Consider the following 21,340-nt stretch of genomic DNA (forward strand, 5'->3'; position numbering starts at 1 on the left):
ATTTAAAGTAGCTTGTGTTGTTAATAAATGGTTTTTAATATATTGGTTTGTTGTGTTATTTGTGGCTGCCGAAATTTAATTTGTTAAAATAATGTTCATAAATTATTTTTAATTTTTATATGAAAAATTATAACCTAGCGTTTTTTTCAGGTAAATTATCGATTTAACATATTATAAATTTTTTTCATGAGTTTAATTAATGTGGTTTTTACGTAAAAAAATCTAGGTTTTGACCTTCGTTGATAATAGATTATTATTCATTATTTGAATATTAATGATTTTTAAGTGATTTTTTATGCGCTTCGTTATTATGTTTAGCATGATGTTGATTGTCATAGATGATTGTCATAGATGAGTTTTTTATAAACAAAAAATACTAGTAAGAAACATTGCAGATACTTTATCAATAAGCGCTATTCATAAGTACTGTCCATAAGCACCATTAATATTGAACACTATCCATCATTTGTAATGGCTAATAAAATCCTAATTCACTACCGTAGGTTTTTATAATCACAAAATAAATCAGCAAATAACATCGATGATAAAGCCTAGTGTAGATAGAACGCGGCAACATAAATTATGGCTACTGCCATTTTTTATTGGCAAATGTAGACATATGATTATCTATCGTAATAGCGGAAACAGAGTAAATACCCATTATGATATCTTTCTCTTCATTAACGGTGAGCAGTATAGATAGACTTTGCACGGGTTACCGTTTTAGCTCAGTCAATAATAGTTAGGTCTATGATTACAAAGATGAACCTGCGACATTACTTTGGGGTAACTGCGGATTAAGTGTATAAAAGCTGACACGATACTGATTTAACAGACTCAACAGCCGCAAACATAATGGTTTACATTGCATCGCGAGATAACTACGAATAACCGTTACTGCACATCAGTGCTGGCATCTACATTCACATCAATATCAGTATCAGTATCAGTATCAGTATCAGTACCAATAAAAATACCACTATCAGTGATCAATCCATCAACTCTTCCATCAACTCTTCCATCAACTTTACCATCGGTATCATTCTATTTTTTCAGATGTTGGTATTACGAATTGTGAATCAATATTATTGATGGTTGCCATCATTATTATCAGATTTTATTCTGATTATTTCAAAGGTAGTCTTATGTTTCGACAAGAAGGCCGCCATGAATAGTAGAGTGATAATACATGTCTCACTGTTCCTACAATATTTATGCTGCAGCCAAAGAATAACCATTAGTTTATTTGGAATGTAGTTTATGACTGCTTTAACAACAAAAACTTCAACAGTGCCGATACAGAGTGCTTACACACAAGACGCTGCGAATAGTGCAGTTATCAACATGTGCCAGCAAGCTGAACAATACGGGCAATCTAAAGTCATTAAGTCGCACCTTGAGTCATTCGGTTTAGCTATTTTTGCCGGTGCTTTTATTGCGTTGGCTTTTGTTTTTTATATTACGGTAACGACCGGAACAATTGGTCCTTGGGGGCAAGTGCGCTTTATTGGTGGTTTAGCGTTTAGCTTAGGGTTAATTCTAGTGGTTATTTGTGGGGGGGAACTTTTTACCAGCACAGTCTTAAGCAGTGTTGCATGGGCTCAAAAACGGGTTACTACTAGAGATTTATTGATGTGTTGGACTCGGGTCTATGTTGGCAATTTTATTGGCGCTATGTTGATGTTGTTGTTGATTTTAGGGGCTAAAATGCACCTGCTCAATGATGGTCAATGGGGCTTGAATGCATTAAATATTGCGCAACACAAAATACATCATGATTGGAGCCAAGCATTTATTTTGGGCATATTATGTAATGTTTTGGTGTGCCTAGGTGTCTGGATGACGTTTTCCAGTAAAGACGTACTAACCAAAGCCTTCTTACTGATGCTACCCGTTGCCATGTTTGTCAGCAGTGGTTTTGAACACAGTATCGCTAACTTGTTTATGGTGCCGCTGGGGATCATGTTGCAGCAATTTGCATCGGTGGATTTCTTTAACGCTATTGGTGTACCCGCAAGCCAGTTTGCTGATATCACAATAATGCATTTTCTGTTTAATAATCTTATTCCTGTCACGTTAGGCAACATCGTCGGCGGTGCGTTATTTGTCGGTCTTGCTTATTTAATGATCGAACGATTAAAACACTCTAATGCTAATCATACAGCGCCTATGGCGTTAGCCACGTTGGCATTAGCTGAATGTATTCCGGCGATTGACGCGCATATGCCAAACCAGGCTATGTCAAATAAGTCTGCTTCTAACCAGCCTAATTCAGATAAGCCAATACCTAACGTACCAATATCAAGTCGACCAATGGTCAGTCAATCGACCACAGATTTTTCCAAATCACATTCAGTATTAACCCAAATCCACCATGAATCTAACCTTACACCTTCGCTAAAAACGAATGGGAGAACTGCTATGCCTAAATCAATTATTAATCTTACTGTCAGTGAATTAATGCAAGCGACACCTTTTACATTATCACCAGAACTCTCTATTCATGAAGGACTGATGCAACTCACTGCTGCGCAAGAACGAGGAGCACCAGTTGTCGACAAACAAAATCGCTTATTAGGATTTGTATCTCAACAAGATTTATTAAGATGCTTATGGTCAGAAGAATATAACAAACACATTAACAGTCATGTTGCTGATTTAATGCAGACGCAAGTGATGACCGTATCTGGCAACGATAAAATTGCCGATCTTGTTGAGTTAATGGTTGTCGACAGAGAGAAGTTGTTTCCTGTTACCGCTAGCGGAATGTATACCGGTAGCCGCTTTATGAGTTATGAAGAACGTTTAAGACATGCTTCTGCGAATAAACCGAGTAGTTTTCCTGTTGTAAATGAGGGAATATTGCTTGGAGTTATTACTCGAGAACAGATAGCTACTAAAATTTGTTCGGTGATGGGATAGTCAACTCAATCGATAACGCCTTTCACAAGCCATCTAATGGTTAAGTAAAGGCGTTATCAAATACCATTAAAGCGTTTTACTCATGCGTCTTGCTTCATTTAGGACGCAATCACGAAGCGGATTATCACCCGCATCATTGCGCCATACAAAAGACAATTGACGCTGTAGGTTAAGCTGTGGTGTATCAATCATAACCAGCTTACCTTCAGCAACATCTTGCTCTACGGTAATATGGGGCAGGCAGCTTAAGTAAGACCCATTTCTGACCAATGCCTTTAACAGCAGTACATGTTCGTATTCTTTCCACACATTGAGTTTTTCAAGCACACCGTGGATAGCTCCTTCAAAAATGCGTCTGGTACCAGCACCTTGCTCTCTAAGCACCCATTTTGCTTGTTCCAATTGCGCTAAACTAATTTTTTCAGCATTGGCATAAGGGTGGTGCGGCGCGGCAACTACCACAAGATGATCATCAATCCACTTTTCTTGATGTAAGCGGCTATCGTCGTTACGCCCCTCAATAATACCAAGGTCATAGTCGTAGTTAATTAATCCTTCAACAACGTGTTCGGTGTTTTCAACCTCAAGATCAATCCTTAATTCTGGAAAATCATTATCAATTTTGCTGATTAAGTTTGGCAATAAATATTCTGCTGCAGTTTGGCTCGAACATAACTTAAATTGACCACTAATTATGTGTTGTTCGTGTAAGCCAAATTGAATTTGTTGTGCATCTTGAAGTAATTGGCGTGCTTTGGGCCTTAACCAATTGCCCCAATGGCTTAGGGTTAGTCGGTTGCCTTGTCTAATAAACAGCGGACGGTCTAGTAAATTCTCTAGCTGAGAAAGTGACATACTCACCGCTGATTGGGTCATCGATAGCTTTCTGGCAGCTGCGCTAACACTTTCAAGACTGGCCACAGCATCAAAAACGGTAATTTGTTTAAGCGAGTATTTCATATCAGCGTAATAGCTCCGTTTTATGAATCATTTAAGTATCAATAAAATTGATGTTTACTAGTGTTTACTTCAATAAGTAAAACGGAAGGCTGTTGCATAGGCAAGCGACTTATATCAACTTTGCAACTGAGGTTTAGTTTTTAGTACAAATAAATAATTATTTATCGAAATTAGACAAGGAGTTAGCAATATATGCGATGAGCATGATGCTTTTTTAGTTGAGCAACGTTTAGGCTTTATTATGGAGATGAAACAAAATGGAGATGAAACAAAAAACCAGCCGAAGCTGGTTTTTATAATAGACAAATGTAGAGTCTATTCAAGCAATCTATTACTGTACGTTTTCGCTATCGCTAAACTCACCAGCAAATAACGCCGTTGATAAATAACGTTCAGCAGCTGAAGGCAATATAACCACAATAGTTTTATCAGCAAACTCTGGTAATGCAGCAATACGATTTGCAGCCACAACCGCGGCACCAGAAGAAATACCGACTAAGATACCTTCTTCTTTCATTAAACGACGAGCCATTTCAATAGACTCTTCGTTGGTTACCGCTTCAACGCGGTCAATAATAGATAAATCTAGGTTGCCTGGGATGAAACCTGCGCCAATACCTTGGATTTTGTGTGGACCTGGCTGAATTGGCTGGCCTGCTAATGCTTGCGCAATAACCGGAGAATCAACTGGCTCAACAGCAACAGAGGTAATGGTTTTGCCTTGTGCTTTTAAATAACGGCTTACACCTGTTAAGGTTCCGCCAGTACCAACACCGGCCACAAATACATCAACTTCACCATCGGTATCATTCCAGATTTCTGGACCAGTGGTTTTTTCGTGTATTTCAGGGTTAGCAGGATTATCAAATTGGCCAAGCACTAGGTATTTTTCAGGCGCAGATTGGCGAATTTCTTCAGCCTTATCAATGGCACCTTTCATACCTTTAGCGCCTTCTGTGAGCACTAAGTTTGCACCTAATGCTTTCAGTAGCTTACGACGCTCTAAGCTCATGGTATTTGGCATAGTTAAGGTTAATTTATAACCACGTGCTGCAGCAACATAAGCAAGTGCAATACCGGTGTTACCTGATGTAGGTTCAATTAACTCGATATCTTTGGTGAGTATACCTTTCTTTTCAGCATCCCAAATCATGTTAGCGCCAATACGACACTTAACACTAAAGCTTGGGTTACGTGCTTCTATTTTTGCTAACACCTTACCGTTGCTAACGCGGTTTAAACGAACTAACGGTGTGTTGCCTAAAGTATATGAATTATCTTCGAAAATTTTGCTCATGGATTATTTGCTCCTATGGTTGCATCGTCTAATCATAATCTGCTCAGCAGGATTTAGAAGTGAAAGTTTGTTCTTCTTTATGCTTTTTAGTTATTAAGGGGTTTATTTTTATTCTAAAAACCCTATAGATGCTGCTATATTAGGCTTTTGGAGTCAATTGTCATCACTCAATGGTCTGACCATCAAACAAATTTAATTTAGTATGACGAGATTAAATCATAAAATACTAGAATAGCGTTAATCAGCAAAATGTTTCTCTGTCGTGCCACGCAATTGATCAGTAAGGTCGTCGATAAGCGATGTTAAAACCTTCAGTGATCCATATCGATGTATTTGGCGCTCAATGAACTTTCGCTAACTCATTCACTAAAAATGGTAGAGTAAAATGAATAAAGTTGTGATTTCAGGCAGTGGTTTATATACACCACCTTACAGTGTCTCTAACGACGAATTAGTTAATAGCTACAATAGTTATGTTGACCAGTTTAATCAACAGCATTCGGCCGAAATTGAGGCCGGGACCACGCTAGCGTTGGCATATTCGTCAAGTGAGTTTATCGAAAAAGCCTCTGGGATTAAAAGCCGTTATGTCATGGTAAAAGACGGTATTCTTGATACCAATATTATGATGCCATTAATTGCAGATAGACCTTCTGAATCTTTGTCTATGCAAGCCGAGATGGGTATTGAAGCTGCGAACCAAGCATTACAACAAGCAAACTTAACGGCTGAAGATATCGATTTGGTTATTGTGGCGTGTGCTTATACCCAACGAGCTTACCCAGCTATTGCCATTGAAATCCAACAAGCTATGGGCACCAAGGGCTTTGCCTATGACATGTTAGTGGCATGTTCATCGGCTACGTTTGCAATTGTGAATGCCGTTAACGCTATTCGTGGCGGCACAGCTAATAGAGTGTTGGTCATTAATCCTGAGTTAACCTCGCCGCAAATCAACTTTCGCGATCGCGATAGCCATTTTATTTTTGGTGATGTTGCTACTGCAGTCGTGGTTGAACGCGAAGAGTTATCTACATCAAAACTTGCCTTTAACGTGTTGTCTACGCGCTGTGTAACCGAATATTCTAGTAATATTCGCAGTAACTTTGGCTTTGTTAATCGCTGCGACCCTGAAAATGCAACCACGGCAGATAAGCTGTTTCATCAGCAAGGTCGTAAAGTATTTAAAGAACTACTGCCGATGATTTACCAGCATTTGGACGCACAATTTACCGATGAACAAATAAAGCCTGAAGAATTTAAGCGCTTATGGCTTCATCAAGCCAATATAAACATGAATTTGTTTGTAGTGAAGAAGCTTCTTGGTGATAATGTTGAACCAACTCAAGCGCCTATTGTATTAGATGAGTATGCCAATACCGCTTCTGCGGGATCGGTTATTGCTTTTCATAAATTTAACCACGATTTTAAAACAGGTGATTTAGGCTTGTTGTGCTCATTTGGTGCAGGCTACTCTATCGGTAGTATCGTACTTGAAAAGTGTTAGATAGCTCGAGTACGAGACAATAATAAAGGTGACCATATTGCGAGTGTTGATTGTAGAAGATAGCACCACGGTATCGAAAATATTAAAACACATGATTGTTCAGGATCTTGGATACCATGTGGATATCGCACCTGATATGTCGAGTGCATTGGTTTTTTTAGAAAAAAATCAATATTTTGTAGTGGTTGCAGATTTAAATTTACCCGATGCTTCTGACGGCGATATTGTCAAGTTAGTGGCATCGTATTCGACTCCTTGTATCGTACTGACTAGTAATCTAGATGCTGCTCAACGTCGAGAAATCTTGAAACTCAGCATCGTTGACTATATCCCAAAAGATAAACGTCACAGTTATCAATATGTGGTCAAGTTAATTGACAGACTTTATCGCAATCAAGACGTTAAAGTATTGGTTGCAGATGATTCGCTGGTGAGTCGTAAGTTTGTAAAAATGCTACTTGAACAGCATTTGTTCAAAGTTATTGAAGCCAATGATGGTGAAGAAGCATTAGCCGTATTAGAGGCGCAGCCTGATATTCAGTTGCTTATTACTGATTACAACATGCCAAAGGTTGATGGTGTTGAACTTGTTTTGCGGGTACGTGAGCAGTTTAACCGTGAAGATATCGCTATCATTGGTTTGTCTAATGACAATGATGAAAGTTTGTCGGCAAAGTTTATTAAAAACGGCGCTAATGATTTTTTACAAAAACCGTTTGTGCATGAAGAGTTTCATTGTCGAGTGCTTAACACCCTTGATTCACTCGATATGATGCGTAATTTGTGGCGTAAAGCCAATCGTGATTATTTAACTAAAGCCTACACTCGGCGTTATTTTTTTGGTCAATACCAACAAAATGATTCGGAACAGAAACTGCTATCAGTGGCACTATTAGACATTGATTTTTTTAAAAAAATCAATGATACCTATGGCCATGATGTCGGCGATGAAGTGTTAATTGAATTTGTGCAACGCTTAGAAAACGCCTTTGGAGCTAACTTTACTGTAGCGCGTTTTGGTGGAGAAGAATTTGTTGTTGCTTTTAAAGGTTTAGATGCCATTAAAGCTAGCCTACTAGTGAATAAATTTCGGGAACAATGTGAAAGCAACCCGATAATGACCTCGGCAGGGGATTTGTCTGTTTCATTTAGTTGCGGCGTGTCTACCTTGAGTAATGAAACATTAGACCATGCACTGCAACGTGCCGATGAGTTGCTGTATAAAGCTAAAAATGCAGGTCGCAATAAGGTTGTTTCTCAGTAAGTTACTTCATCTGATGAGTTAGCTAATATAAGGCCGTTGATACTTGAGTATCAACGGCTTTTTTGCCTCGATGGCTGTCCCGACAAGGTTAATTGTAAACCTATTGGTTATGCCTAAAGCAGCCAAGCGTAACTGAGTTTCATGAAATAGGTTTTTTCGTCTTGGGTTAACGAGTCGATGTCATCATTAGCAATAAATGCGTCTGAATAACCGAGATAAAACACGCTTTGGGGGTTAAGTTTATAGCCATAGAGCAATTCATTACCAATATCTTGATACAGTGTATTTGGACGTTGGTAACGATATAAGTCAGGGTCGCGCTCTATGCGAGTATACACACTGCTTAAGCGGATAAAACTGTTTAGCGTCAGCTGCCAATTGAGGCGCATATCACTGAGATTAGCGGTAAATAAACGACCATCATCGACGTCTAATGTCTGGTAGCGGTGTGATATATCAAGCACTAATGATTCGGTTAATTTCCATTCGATGCCCGGATTCAACATAGTGATAGTTGCAGGCCTGTCATTAGCGAAATCAATGTCATCACCATAGTTAACATCTAGTTCTAATTTCAGCGATCCAATAGGAGTGAAGTTGGTGTAAAACCAACCTAAGGTTTCATTAAATTCACTAGTGTTATTCTCTATATCAATAATGCTCGGATTGTGGCGTCTGCCCACTCGTTGTCGTTGCACTATCCCTGTGGCGATAAAACTTTGAAGCCCGCCGTCAAACTCGATATACATTTCTGTTTCTTGCTCGAGTCGTTCGTTGTTTTGATTATGAGTAATGTCCCAATCGCCGCCGAGGTTAATTTTGCTGAAAAAATGATTGTCTGGATACCAGATGTAGCCACCGCCAGCAACAAATTTTGCGACATCAATTTTGTCGATAAAGCCAAGATCGGCACGGAAATCATCACCTGTAGATTCGTAGTGAGTACTGGCATACCAATTACGGCGTTCGTGTTGATAACTAACCGCGTACATGTTGTCGTTAAAATTATCGTCTTTATGGGTGCGTAAAACGCGTTCGTTAATATTACAATCACCAAATTCGCATCGTTCAGATGGTTGTAAACAATCATCCGTATTGCAAAAGTTAGTGAATAAATCGTCCGGATAAGCTGTTTGTGAATGCGCATATTGTGCGGTAAAAGTATCTTGTTTCGTCGGTTGGTACTTTATATCAACACTGGCAACATAGTTATGATAATCATCCGCTTGTTTTAAGGTCACCAGGCCACCGATTGAAAACTCTCTGCTGGGGTCAAATCGATAACGAGCCGCCATGTTATGACTTTGCTGATCTAATATCGCCACATCAGAACTTAAATTGCCAGGGACTAAAAACTGGGTTTGAGTGTCATTGGCCGCCAATATTGCAACAGTATGGTTGTCGGTTTTGCTGGTCAATTTTAAACCATAATCTGGCGAGCTAATATTGCGGGTGTGTAGCAAATCTAATTGGGTATCAAAGTAATCTTTGTTATCTAAGAAAAAGGCGCGCTTTTCAGGAAAGAAGAGTGCAAATGTGTTGTTAACATCTAGCTGACCCGCATCGGCTTCCACTTGAGAGAAGTCTGGGTTAATGGTGGCGTTAAGTAAGGTAGTCGGTGTGATCCCCCAACGTAAATCTAATCCAACATCGACATTACTGTCATCGCTCCAAGGTTGGGCTTGTGTTACGTCTCGTTGCTGGCCTTGATTTGCCACAATAGAGGGCGTGAGTTGTAAGTCTTTACCCTGAGTTGCGCCGGCTAAACCCGATGCGATACCTAATTGGCATAACTGACATGACACGTTACGGTCGATTTTATGAGTGGATAAGCGATGGGTTTCATTGCGAGGATAAAAGCGAATAAGCTCAATGCCCCAAGTTTGAATTGGATTACTGTCATCAAAATTAAACAGTCTTAAAGGGAGTTGTACCTCAACTTGGAAACCGTTTTTGGTCAGTTTACCTTTGCTATACCAAATCCCGTCCCACGCATCACTTTCTTGGCCTGTGAGTTCATTTTCTATGGAATCACTTTGGACGCCATAAGGGTTAATAAAAAATTGGTAGGCTAAACGAGCATTATTGAAGGTGTCCAATTTAATACCCACCATGTCATCGCCCCAGGATTTGTCTCGATCACGTAGATTTGCCCTAATATTGTCCGGATTAGGATCGTGGGCAGTAAACGCAAAATATAGGCTGGTGTTCGACGCATAGACTTTAGCTGTGGTTGTCACTGGTGCAGCGGTATTCTCTCCAGGAGAGGTTTCATAACGCAGTATTACCTCGGTAGCATGTTGCCATGCAGGCTCGTTAAAGTCGCCATCAAGCTCAATATCTTCATTGATGGTCGGGATGTCGAGATGAAATTGCTGGCTCGACCCCGCAAACGCAGCAAAAGATAATAAACTGCTTAATATTACCAATGCTAACGTGAATATAACGTCACAGGTGCGGGTTAATCGGTTGATTGGGGTTAAGCTGCTAGTTGGCATTAAGTCGTTGATCACTTTTACTCTTTTTTATTTTTTGTTATTTGTCTTATTGTCGCAAAAAAGTCCTTAAAACGTAGGTCCGACTTGTACTAAAATCATCACTAAATTGTTACTGAATGTTAAATTAGCTTGCGTGAATGTAATAAAAAAGCCCGATAGTCGCTATCGGGCTTGTCTTGAGGCGCTGCAATCTAAGCTGGTCTACTGTTGGAGCATCCATACATCCATGCATCCATGCATCCATGCATCTAAGCATTAATTCTCTACAGATTAATCTGGGGCAATACTGCTATTTTTGTAGGCGTCACGATATTTATCGACCCACATAGCGGTTGCACCACAAATGGCTACCGGCATAACGATAAAGTTTACAATCGGTATCATTGAAAACACTGTCACGGTAGCACCGAAGCTAAAACTAGATCCTTTAGTATTTTTGAGGGCGAACTTCATATCATCAAAAGGCACTTTATGATTATCAAATGGATAGTCACAATATTGAATTGCCATCATCCACGCAGTGAATAAAAACCATAAAATGGGCGCTGCAGTTTGGCCGATAATCGGCAACCAAAATAACACTAAAAACAATAATGCTCGTGGTAAATAGTATTTTAGCTTAATCCATTCTCGACCAAAAATTCGCGGCAAATCTTTGATCATATCGACTGAACCGCCGGTGTTTAAGCTTTTTCCGGTGAGATGCTGCTCGACTTTTTCGGCCAACAAACCATTAAACGGCGCTGCAATCCAGTTCATTACGGAACTGAATAAAAATGACATTACCACTAGCATTGTTAGTACGGCTAATGGCCATAATAAAAAATTCAACCAGCTTAGATATTCTGGGAGTTGTCCATCCATCCAGGTAAATAATGCTGTTAATTGTCCTAGTGCAAAATACATCGCTGAGGCGAATAAGACTAAATTGATCATCAGCGGTATAAAGACAAATGAGCGCAAACCCGGTTGTTTAATTAATTGAAACCCTTGGATAAAATAATTCACACCACTTTTCTTGGCGATTATTGAATTGGTAACCATTGAGACTGCCTATTTTGTGACTTATATTGTTGATTTTGACGAGCCAAGCACAATAAAACAAGTGATAAACTGTGTCAAAAGGATAAAAATCGTTACAAAAAGCTGCTCAATTGCTAAAGTGAGCTGCTTTTTCCTTTTAATGCGTACCTGAACTGGCAACATGAGATTAAAACAAATAAAACTTGCTGGATTTAAGTCGTTTGTAGACCCAACTAAAATCCCATTTGATAACGCCTTATCAGCGATTATTGGCCCTAACGGCTGCGGGAAATCCAATGTGATTGATGCCGTGCGCTGGGTGCTGGGCGAAAGTTCAGCAAAGCATTTGCGCGGTGATTCGATGACCGACGTTATTTTTAACGGCTCATCGGCACGCAAACCCATTTCTGTTGCGGGTGTCGAACTGGTATTCGAGAACATTCAGGGAAGGCTCACTGGACAATATGCCAGTTATCAAGAAATCTCGGTAAAGCGACAAGTTAACCGCGACAGTGAATCAAGTTATTTCCTTAATGGTCAAAAATGTCGTCGAAAAGACATAACCGACTTATTCATGGGTACGGGTCTTGGGCCGCGTAGTTATGCCATTATCGAGCAAGGTACTATTTCACGCTTAATCGAATCTAAACCTCAAGAATTAAGAGTGTTTATTGAAGAAGCTGCAGGCATTTCGCGTTATAAAGAACGTCGCCGTGAAACCGAAAACCGTATTCGTCATACCCGTGAAAACCTCGAACGTTTAAACGATATTCGAGTTGAACTCGGTGCTCAATTAGACAAATTATCGCAACAAGCAAAAGCTGCTCTGCAGTATCGCGAATTAAAAAATAGTGAACGTGAGTTGCATAGTCAACTATTAGTGATGCGCTATCAGCAATTGTTGCAGCAAACAGACCGACTTGATGCCGAAACGGCCGAAGGTGAGCTTAAATCTGAAGCGTTAGCCAAAACCGCACAGCAGGGCGACACCAGTGTTATTCAGGTGAAACAGCAATTGGCTGAGCTCAGTGATGCTGAACATAAGCTAGTAGAGCAATATTACCAAGCCGGTAATACCATGACCAAGCTTGAACAGCAGCTTGCTCATCAGCAGCAACAAGACTCTCAGTTACAGCAGCAAATTCAAGTATTACAACAGCAAATCAAACAAGCTGACGATAATATTATCAGCATGACCGATACTCATCAGCAATTGGTTGCGCAATTGGATACTCACCAACCCGCTTATGAACAGGCGAGTATTGTGCTTGAGCAAATCGATGAGCAAGTTTTTGCTATCGAAGAAGCGTGTGATGATCAGCAGCAACAAGTAACCCAATATGCTGAGATCTTAGCAACTAACAAAATGCAGTTGGCACTGAGCCAATCGACGCTCAGCCATCAACAGCAAAGTTTGGTTCAAAACGAACAGTACTTAGCTCAATTACAAACAGAGTTAGCTGTTTTAGCTCAGCAAGACAACCAACAGCAGTTGCAAAACAGCACGGCAGAATTAGCTAATGTTGAACAACAACTAAATGATAAACAGCTGCAGTACAGTCAACTTGAGCTTTCCTTACTTGAGCAGCAACAAGCCGTCACTGAAGCGAGTGATGCTTATCAAACCCTTAAGCAAACTGTCACTCGTCATCATTCTCGATTGCAATTTATTGATGAGTTACTGGCCGATCATACTCAAGATGATGGCCAACAATTATGGCAAGTTATTGAGGTTGTGCCTGGCTGGGAGAAAGCGGTCGATAAAGTGTTACAAGGCTTAAGTCAATTACCTGTTCTAGGGTTGGGGCAAACATCTTCATTGAGCGTTTATCCGCCTACAGTGGGTTTTGAACCACAGCATCAAGTGACGTATCCTGCTTTAACAACCCCAGTTAATTTAACGCCATGGTTACAACATGTTGTGTGGGCGTCCAGTCTCAGTGAAGCAAAGGAGTTATTACCAACATTGCTTCCTGAGCAATATATTGCCACTCAAGAAGGTTACTTGATAGGCAATGGTTTTGTGCTCAATCATACTCAGGCAGGGCAATCCGCTATTGTACTGAGCCAAGAGCGAGCAAGCTTAAGCCAGCAATTAATAGAACTTGAGCAACAACAGCTATTGTCTCAACAATCTCTGACATCGTTAACTCAACGGGCCGCGACCACTCAGGTAGAGCTGAATCAATGCCAACAGGCTTGTCATCAGTTGCAAATAGAGCAGACAAAACTGCACTCTTTGGTGACGAGTTTAACTCAACAAGCCGTTGAGAAACGCGATAAGCAACAGCAATGCAGCCAATCAATCGCCAAGCTTGAACAGCAAATTGGTGATAAACAAATACATGTCGATGCCCTTGAAGAACAAGTGCTAACGCAAGAAGATGTATTGTTGCAAGCAATGAATCAACACGATGTTGCTCAACAAGCTTGGCAAACAAGCCAAGCTAAATTGCGTGAAACCAAAGTTACTCGCACCGATGCTGCAAATAGCGTTAAACAGCTGCAAGCACAAGTGCAACAACATGCTACCCAGCAAGCATTGAGTGAACAAAAATTAAAGCAACAACATGAAAAACAGACAGAATTAGTCAGTCAATTGACTCAGTTACAACAAATGTTGCTCGACAATCAGCAACAACAAGGTCAACATGATTTAAGTCAATTATCAATACAACTGGCGCAAGCACTCGAGCAGCAACAAGCATTACAGCAGCAATTACAGCAAAATCGGTCTCAACAAGCAGAGCTTCAAACCAGTTTAGACCGTTTAGTATTGATGCAAAAACAACAGCTTGTAGTGTTACAAGACTTGACTCAAAAGATAAGCACGTTAAAGTTACGTCGTGAGGGCTTAAAAGGGCAGGCTAATGGGCAGCTGCAATTGCTGCAAGAACAGCAAATTCAGCTACAACAGGTCATTGCCGACATACCTGAACATGCATCTGTTGATGTTTGGTCGCAACAGCTTGAAAAAGTAAAACAGAACATTATACGTTTAGGTGCTATCAACCTTGCAGCCATTGAAGAATTTGAATCGCAACGAGAGCGAAAAGCTTATTTAGACAGTCAAGATGACGACCTAAATAAAGGATTAGCGATTTTAGAAGACGCTATCCGTAAGATAGATAAAGAAACCCGAAGCCGTTTTAAAGCCACATTCGAAACGGTAAACCATGATTTAGGGCTGCTATTTCCTAAAGTTTTTGGTGGGGGAAGAGCTTATTTGGCATTAACCGGTGATGACCTGCTTGAAACGGGTGTTACTATTATGGCGCAACCGCCAGGTAAGAAGAATAGCACCATACATTTACTTAGTGGTGGAGAAAAAGCGTTAACCGCTTTATCATTAGTCTTTGCCATTTTTAGACTGAATCCAGCACCTTTTTGTATGCTAGATGAAGTAGATGCACCTTTGGATGACGCCAACGTCGAACGTTTTTGTCGGTTACTGAAAGAAATGTCACAAAGTGTGCAATTTATCTATATCAGTCATAATAAAATAACAATGGAAATGGCTGATCAACTTATTGGCGTTACTATGCATGAACCTGGCGTTTCAAGAATAGTCGCAGTGGACATTGAAGCCGCCGTCGCCATGGCAGACGCGGTATAAATTTGCAAGACAGGGAATCTAATGAAAGATCTACAACTGGTGTTGTTCGTATTAGGCGCGATCGCAATTATTGCGGTGTTAGTGCACGGTTTTTGGTCGATTCGCAAACAACAACCTAAATCTATGAAACAAAGTCCGATGGCAGGATTTTATAAAGACCAAGCTAAACGTCGAGACTCTGAAGGTTTTGATGCCGATGGCATTGGCAAAGTGCGTGTACGTAAACCCGGTGAGGTTGAAGATGTAGTCATTAAGCCTGTATTAAAGACCAATTTAAGTCAAAAACCACACTCAGGTGCAACTAAGCTCACCGATACTCCTTTACAAGACTCACTGCGTCAGCCTGGTCCGCACCAAACTGAGCCAGAACATATTCAACCTAAAGTAGTACAGCCTGCGCAACAAAGCTTATTTGTTGAAGACGATGTTAAACCTGCTCCTACGGCAAGTACGTCAATGAATACCCCTAAAAAGATATTCAATACTTCAACCAGTACAGCCAAATTAGAAAGTTACACAGGTAAACCTGTCGCCGCCAGACCAGAACCCACTAAGCCAACGGTACAAGCCGCGGTGCCAAAAGTGGATGTTAGCCCTGAAGTAGCGGTTAAAGCTGAAGTAGAGGTTAAATCTGAGGTTATTACCTCTAAAGCAGATGCTCCAGTAAATGAACCTGTAGAGCCGACCGATGTATTAGTACTGCACATTGTTGCTAAAGCAGGCGAGCAAATCCAAGGCGCAGAATTATTGCCAAGTTTGTTGTCGCTCAATTTCAAATTTGGTGATATGGATATTTTTCATCGCCACATCGACAATGCTGGTACTGGCAAGGTGCTATTTTCACTCGCTAACATGTTAAAGCCTGGGATATTTGACCCGGATAATATGGAACAATTTGTCACCCAAGGTGTGGTGTTGTTTATGACCTTACCTGGCTATGGCGATCCATTGATGAACTTCACCATTATGCTGAACTCGGCTTATCAAATTGCCGAGGATCTCGGTGCTGAATTATTGGATGGACAACGCCAAACTTGGTCAGATGCAACCAAAAAAGATTATTTACGACGACTCAATGCGGCGTAGGTTGATGTTTTTATTAAGGCCGCAGCAGCGGCCTTAATTGTTTTATACCTTTACACTTTATCAAGCAAATCACGGTTACAACCTGTATGACGGATGCCACAATGCACGCTATTCAAACTGAAATGGATCAACTTACTCACACCATTAACCAACATAATATTCGTTATTACGTTGATGATGCTCCGTCAATACCCGATGCTGAATACGACAGATTAATTAAGCGCCTAACTGAGTTAGAACGTGACTATCCGCAATTTAAATCGGTAGATTCACCGACACAACGCGTCGGTGGTATAGCATTACAAAAATTTGCTCAAATTACCCACCTTAAACCGATGTTAAGTCTCGACAATGCATTTGAACAAACTGATTTCGCTGCTTTTAATAAGCGTATAACGGATAAAGTCGATAGCGTTGATTATGTTTGCGAACCTAAACTCGACGGTTTGGCCGTGAGTATTACTTATCGTTTTGGCGTTCTTGAACGCGCCGCAACGCGAGGTGATGGTAGCGTTGGCGAAGATATTACTGCAAATGTACGCACTATTCGTTCAATTCCTCTTAAGTTACGCGGTGAAGGATTTCCAGATTTAGTTGAAGTCCGTGGCGAAGTGTTTATGCCTAAAGCGGCATTTGAGGCATTAAACCAGCGTCAAATCAGCAAAGGTGACAAAGTCTTTGTTAATCCTCGTAACGCTGCAGCCGGTAGTTTGCGCCAATTAGACAGTAAAATTACCGCTTCAAGGGCTCTTGGGTTTTATGCTTATGCATTAGGTGTGGTCGAAGGCGAGTCACAACCGATGCAAACAAGCCACTATGGCCAACTAACACAGCTGCAACAATGGGGTGTCCCCGTCAGTAGCGAAGTGAAAGTGACTGATTCATTAGAAAAAGTCTATGCATATTACGCCGATATTATGGCCAGACGAAGTGCGCTTGAATATGAAATCGACGGCGTCGTCATAAAGGTTAATGACATTGCCAAGCAACAAACACTTGGTTTTGTGGCTAAAGCTCCTCGATGGGCCATAGCCTATAAATTTCCAGCCCAGGAAGAAATGACCTTGTTAGAGTCTGTTGACTTTCAGGTTGGCCGAACGGGTGCTGTTACCCCTGTTGCCCGTCTCAAACCGATATTTGTCGGTGGCGTGACCGTGTCTAACGCGACCTTGCACAATGCTGATGAAATTGCCCGTCTTGGAGTGAAAATAGGCGACACAGTGATTATTCGCCGCGCAGGTGATGTTATCCCACAAATTGTTGCTATCGTGCCAGAACAGCGTCCAGATGATGCGCAAGATATTATCTTTCCGCAATATTGTCCGGTGTGTCAAAGCATTGTTGAGCGTTTAGAAGGTGAAGCTGTAGCGCGTTGTAGTGGTGGACTTTTTTGTGAAGCGCAACGTAAAGAGGCGATTAAACATTTTGCATCCCGTAAAGCATTAAATATTGATGGCATGGGCGATAAAATCGTTGAGCAATTAATTGATAAAGAACTGGTCAAAACGCCAGCAGACTTGTTTTCCCTGACCGCTTCTAGCATCACGATGTTAGATCGCATGGCGATGAAGTCAGCCACAAATATTGTCGCGGCGATTAAACACGCTAAAGCCACTACATTGGCGCGTTTTTTATATAGTCTTGGGATACGCGAAGTCGGCGAAGCTACCGCCGCTAATTTAGCCCAACACTTTGCCGAATTTGAGCGTATTCGAACAGCTAGCGTTGAACAACTGCTCGAAGTCGCTGATGTTGGTGACATTGTAGCAAAACACATTCGACAATTTTTTGCACAGCCACATAACATTGAAGTAATAGAGCAATTGCTTGAAGCCGGCATTACTTGGCCTGTTATTGAACAAGCTGACGAATCGCAGCTTAGTCTTAAAGGGCAAACGTGGGTGTTAACTGGTACGCTAACTCAACTTAATCGTAACGATGCCAAAGCCCAATTACAGGCTTTGGGCGCCAAAGTGGCTGGCAGTGTCTCGAAAAATACTGATTGCCTTGTCGCTGGCGAGGCTGCTGGCTCTAAGTTAGCCAAAGCTGAAGAGTTGGGCGTTAAGGTGATAGATGAACAAGCTCTAATGGATTTATTAAATGCGGCTAACTAACATAAAAACTAGTATTGCTTTATTTATGCTGGTGCATGCCGATAAGAGTTTATTGTGAATTTTAGTAATATTACTTGGTTAGATGATCGTGGTCATATAAAACCGCCATTATTTTTGTATTTGATTTTGGTCTTTTTAGCCCGTGGTTGGTGTATTTTTATTGCATCCTTAACCCAGTTTAATGACCGTGCTGGTTTAGTAAGGTTATTTTATCCTGAAAAAAGTGATTTTGTATCGGCGCTAATTGCTGGTGTCGGGGCGATACTGATTTATGGACTTATTATTGCCGAGCGTAAACGCAGCTGGCCGATATTAATACCTTTGTTTAGACGTAGTGCTTGGTTTTTGTGGGGATTACTCATTATTGATGGACTATTTTTGTTCCAACGTATGATGCACGATGACTATTTGTTTAAAATTGGCTATTCGATTGATGCACTTTTTCTGTTTTGGTCAGTTATTTATGTCTTCAAATCAAAGCGGCTATATTACTATTTTACCGACTGGACCCCTGATGATAGTACTGTGCAAGTCGAAACCATATCTGATGATGAGATTAAGCCAGATACGAAATAATGTACGACTTGGTATAAATGCACTATTATTTATTAGTTTCCAAAAACATTAAAATGTATGACTTTGATACACATAGCTCTATTTCAAAAATGTTAGCGTAGAAATGACATTATCATCTCGGCCATAACTTGGCTAATGTGAAAAAGGATCAGTACTTTGGCTAAAACAGAATTAACACAAATACCTGTTTCGCAAATGGTTATCGGGTTAACCGTTAAGCTGCCTTTGTCATGGACAAGCCATCCTTTTTTTCGCAGTAAAGTAAAGCTTGAACAACAAGTGCAAATCGAGATGATCAAAGGTCTCGATGTGTCATTTGTGTACGTGATTGATGGCCATGATTTGCTGCCTAAAGTTGATGAACCCGTTGAAATTGAGCCACCAGAAGAGGTTGTTGAACAAGAAATTGACTATCGACCTTTGGCTAAAAAAAGTATGCGAGTTAGCCAACAGCGCTTTGTAAAATCGGTTAACGATAGTCGAACCGTTTTTGGTAAAATAGTCAGTGATCCTGAAGGTGCTTATCGTGAAGCGGCCACCTTAGTTGAAGATTTAGTCGATCATTTGTATGAAAGTGAAACCCCTCATTTAACGCTCGTGGGCAGTGGCGAAACAGATGTTAGTGTTACTCAACATGGTATTTCAGTTGCGGTGATCTCTATGATGATTGCCCACACATTATCACTGTCTAAAAAAGAGGTTCGTGACATTGCATTAGGCAGCTTGTTTCATGACATTGGTAAGTTAAAAGTCCCAGAGGCAATCCGGCGTAAAAAACGTGGTGAGTTAACTGACCATGAAATTAACTTTTTAAAAATGCACCCTAACTTTGGCCACGAGATGCTTAACCGCACCGGATTATTTCCTGAAGCCATGTTAGACATAGTGTTACATCATCATGAGTTTATTGATGGTAGCGGTTTTCCTAATAATCTGACCGAAGCTAAAATTTTACCCACCACCCAAATAGTGTCATTAGCTAATGACTATGAAACCCTGTTACATCAATACCAAACGCCACAAGTTGCACTGGGTATTTTATTTAAAACTCACAGCAGTAAACACAGTGATAATTTAATTTCGGTTTTAGTTAAAATATTAGGTATTTATCCTCCAGGCACTATAGTGCGCTTAACCGACGAAAGCATCGCTAAGGTGATGATGACAACTGCCGATGTAAAACAGCCACATGTGTGGTCATGTAACCTCAGTGGGGGGGAACCTAGTTTTCGTTTTTTAATTAACGAAGATGTTCAAGTTCAAGAAGTGATGAAATTAGACGAATTATCTGAGGGTGCCATTAAAACATTGCAAGCCAATAGTCCAATTAGTTTTTACTTCAATAACTTCAATCATTAAAATTTAACGTCGTAATATCGAGAATACATGAATACAGTTACTATTATCGGATGTGGTTGGTTCGGTTTGCCGCTCGCGACACAATTAGTTAAGCAAGGTATTAAGGTAAAGGCTTCAAAACGTCACTCTGAGGATTTAGTCCAATTACAGCAAGCCGGTATTGATGCTTATCAGTTAGATTTGGCCAATGTGACTAACCAAGCAAAAAACTCGTCTTTATTCGATGCAGACGCTATCGTGATTAACATACCACCGGGACTTAGACGAGGCGAAACTGATTATCTTGGCTATTTAACTCAGTTAATAAACTTGATGGGTGAACGCCAATATCAAAAAATTATTTTCATCAGTACGACTGGGGTTTATCCTTCGCTAGATCAAACTGTAACCGAACAAGATGCTGCTGTTTTTAATGATACCAGTGGTACATTATTACAAGCAGAAGCGATGTTTTCAGCTATGAAAAATAGCTGTATTGTACGATTTTCAGGCTTGGTTGGACCTAAGCGACATCCCGGACGTTTTTTTGCCGGAAAAACGGATGTCAGTGGCGCCAATGTTGCGGTTAATCTGGTGCATTTAGATGACTGTGTTGCTGCTGTTAGCTTAATTCTTTCTCGCAACGATACTTTAGCTATTTATAATCTTGCTGCAAACGTTCATCCTACTCGTGGTGAGTTTTATGTTGCTGCCGCTGAACATCTTGGGTTAAGTGCGCCAGAATTTAATCAACAACAACAACCCAATAAAACTATCGATGGGCAGTTAATCTGTCATCAGTTAGGGTTTACATATGCGTTTAATAATCCATTCAAAATGCTTGATGCTTGCTAAACTGGCATAGGCTATAATAGCCAGAATATTTTGATTAAAAGGCGATTATTGTGACGACTCAAACTCAAGCGTTTGCATTACTTCAAGGTGATGAATTCGTAGAACTGTACAAAGTACTCAAAGTACTCGGTCTAGTGAACGGTGGTGGCGAAGCAAAGCATGTCATTACCGAAGGTCAAGTTACCGTCAACGGTGAAGTTGATACTCGTAAACGTAAAAAGTGTGTTGTTGGCGATGTCGTTTCGTTCAATGGCGCGACAATTGAAATTGTTCCTGCACAGTAA

Annotated in this window: 14 protein-coding genes; 10 read left to right on the plus strand and 4 right to left on the minus strand. The window is 40.5% G+C overall.

Going from position 1 to position 21,340, the window contains the following annotated elements:
• Window positions 1-1,260: 1,260 nt before the first annotated feature.
• Complete coding sequence (gene focA, locus CXF88_RS17850; protein ID WP_101088051.1) at window positions 1,261-2,922, plus strand: formate transporter FocA; 1,662 nt, start codon at window positions 1,261-1,263, stop codon at window positions 2,920-2,922.
• 66 nt (window positions 2,923-2,988) lie between these two features.
• On the opposite strand, the gene CXF88_RS17855 is transcribed toward focA, so the two are convergent.
• Window positions 2,989-3,882: a LysR substrate-binding domain-containing protein gene (locus CXF88_RS17855; protein ID WP_101088054.1), complete on the minus strand. Its 894-nt coding sequence runs from the start codon at window positions 3,880-3,882 to the stop codon at window positions 2,989-2,991.
• A gap of 331 nt (window positions 3,883-4,213) precedes the next feature.
• Window positions 4,214-5,179 carry a cysteine synthase A gene (gene cysK / locus CXF88_RS17860; RefSeq protein WP_101088056.1) on the minus strand — a complete coding sequence of 322 codons (966 nt, stop codon included), beginning with the start codon at window positions 5,177-5,179 and terminating at the stop codon, window positions 4,214-4,216.
• A gap of 385 nt (window positions 5,180-5,564) precedes the next feature.
• On the opposite strand from cysK, the gene CXF88_RS17865 reads away from it, so the two are divergent.
• Together CXF88_RS17865 and CXF88_RS17870 are read left to right on the plus strand one after the other, a co-directional pair.
• A complete protein-coding gene (locus CXF88_RS17865; RefSeq protein ID WP_101088058.1) occupies window positions 5,565-6,686 on the plus strand; it encodes a beta-ketoacyl-ACP synthase III in 1,122 nt (373 codons plus the stop codon).
• A gap of 37 nt (window positions 6,687-6,723) precedes the next feature.
• Window positions 6,724-7,950, plus strand: a complete 1,227-nt coding sequence (locus tag CXF88_RS17870; protein ID WP_174839635.1) for a response regulator — start codon at window positions 6,724-6,726, stop codon at window positions 7,948-7,950.
• A 113-nt stretch (window positions 7,951-8,063) separates the two neighbouring features.
• Here the strand turns inward: CXF88_RS17870 and CXF88_RS17875 are convergent, their stop codons facing one another.
• Window positions 8,064-10,448 (minus strand): carbohydrate binding family 9 domain-containing protein, encoded by a 2,385-nt coding sequence (locus CXF88_RS17875; protein ID WP_101088224.1) that lies wholly within the window; start codon window positions 10,446-10,448, stop codon window positions 8,064-8,066.
• A 270-nt stretch (window positions 10,449-10,718) separates the two neighbouring features.
• Window positions 10,719-11,492 carry a sulfate transporter CysZ gene (cysZ, locus tag CXF88_RS17880; protein ID WP_101088060.1) on the minus strand — a complete coding sequence of 258 codons (774 nt, stop codon included), beginning with the start codon at window positions 11,490-11,492 and terminating at the stop codon, window positions 10,719-10,721.
• Between the two features lie 160 nt (window positions 11,493-11,652).
• Between cysZ and CXF88_RS17885 the strand changes: the two genes are divergently transcribed.
• The 7 genes from CXF88_RS17885 (at window position 11,653) to CXF88_RS17915 (ending at window position 21,340) form a co-directional block, all read left to right on the plus strand.
• Complete coding sequence (locus CXF88_RS17885; protein ID WP_101088062.1) at window positions 11,653-15,087, plus strand: chromosome segregation protein SMC; 3,435 nt, start codon at window positions 11,653-11,655, stop codon at window positions 15,085-15,087.
• A gap of 21 nt (window positions 15,088-15,108) precedes the next feature.
• Window positions 15,109-16,173, plus strand: a complete 1,065-nt coding sequence (gene zipA, locus CXF88_RS17890) for a cell division protein ZipA (RefSeq protein WP_101088064.1) — start codon at window positions 15,109-15,111, stop codon at window positions 16,171-16,173.
• Between the two features lie 101 nt (window positions 16,174-16,274).
• Entirely contained in the window at window positions 16,275-18,287 is a 2,013-nt protein-coding gene (gene ligA, locus CXF88_RS17895; protein WP_101088066.1) for an NAD-dependent DNA ligase LigA, read from the plus strand.
• Window positions 18,288-18,341: 54 nt separating this feature from the next.
• Window positions 18,342-18,863 (plus strand): DUF2919 domain-containing protein, encoded by a 522-nt coding sequence (locus tag CXF88_RS17900; protein WP_101088068.1) that lies wholly within the window; start codon window positions 18,342-18,344, stop codon window positions 18,861-18,863.
• A gap of 156 nt (window positions 18,864-19,019) precedes the next feature.
• On the plus strand, window positions 19,020-20,222 hold the full coding sequence (locus CXF88_RS17905; RefSeq protein WP_101088070.1) for an HD-GYP domain-containing protein: 1,203 nt from the start codon (window positions 19,020-19,022) through the stop codon (window positions 20,220-20,222).
• Window positions 20,223-20,249: 27 nt separating this feature from the next.
• Window positions 20,250-21,056: an SDR family oxidoreductase gene (locus CXF88_RS17910; protein WP_101088072.1), complete on the plus strand. Its 807-nt coding sequence runs from the start codon at window positions 20,250-20,252 to the stop codon at window positions 21,054-21,056.
• A gap of 50 nt (window positions 21,057-21,106) precedes the next feature.
• Window positions 21,107-21,340, plus strand: a complete 234-nt coding sequence (locus CXF88_RS17915) for an RNA-binding S4 domain-containing protein (protein WP_101088074.1) — start codon at window positions 21,107-21,109, stop codon at window positions 21,338-21,340.

The sequence above is a fragment of the Shewanella sp. ALD9 genome (assembly GCF_002836315.1).
Classification (GTDB): domain Bacteria; phylum Pseudomonadota; class Gammaproteobacteria; order Enterobacterales; family Shewanellaceae; genus Shewanella.

Excerpts from the sequence above, each read along its gene's own strand:
- focA (WP_101088051.1), top strand. The coding sequence starts at position 1,261 with ATGACTGCTTTAACAACAAAAACTTCAACAGTGCCGATACAGAGTGCT.
- CXF88_RS17855 (WP_101088054.1), bottom strand. The coding sequence starts at position 3,882 with ATGAAATACTCGCTTAAACAAATTACCGTTTTTGATGCTGTGGCCAGT.
- cysK (WP_101088056.1), bottom strand. The coding sequence starts at position 5,179 with ATGAGCAAAATTTTCGAAGATAATTCATATACTTTAGGCAACACACCG.
- CXF88_RS17865 (WP_101088058.1), top strand. The coding sequence starts at position 5,565 with ATGAATAAAGTTGTGATTTCAGGCAGTGGTTTATATACACCACCTTAC.
- CXF88_RS17875 (WP_101088224.1), bottom strand. The coding sequence starts at position 10,448 with ATGCCAACTAGCAGCTTAACCCCAATCAACCGATTAACCCGCACCTGT.
- cysZ (WP_101088060.1), bottom strand. The coding sequence starts at position 11,492 with ATGGTTACCAATTCAATAATCGCCAAGAAAAGTGGTGTGAATTATTTT.
- CXF88_RS17885 (WP_101088062.1), top strand. The coding sequence starts at position 11,653 with ATGAGATTAAAACAAATAAAACTTGCTGGATTTAAGTCGTTTGTAGAC.
- zipA (WP_101088064.1), top strand. The coding sequence starts at position 15,109 with ATGAAAGATCTACAACTGGTGTTGTTCGTATTAGGCGCGATCGCAATT.
- ligA (WP_101088066.1), top strand. The coding sequence starts at position 16,275 with ATGCACGCTATTCAAACTGAAATGGATCAACTTACTCACACCATTAAC.
- CXF88_RS17910 (WP_101088072.1), top strand. The coding sequence starts at position 20,250 with ATGAATACAGTTACTATTATCGGATGTGGTTGGTTCGGTTTGCCGCTC.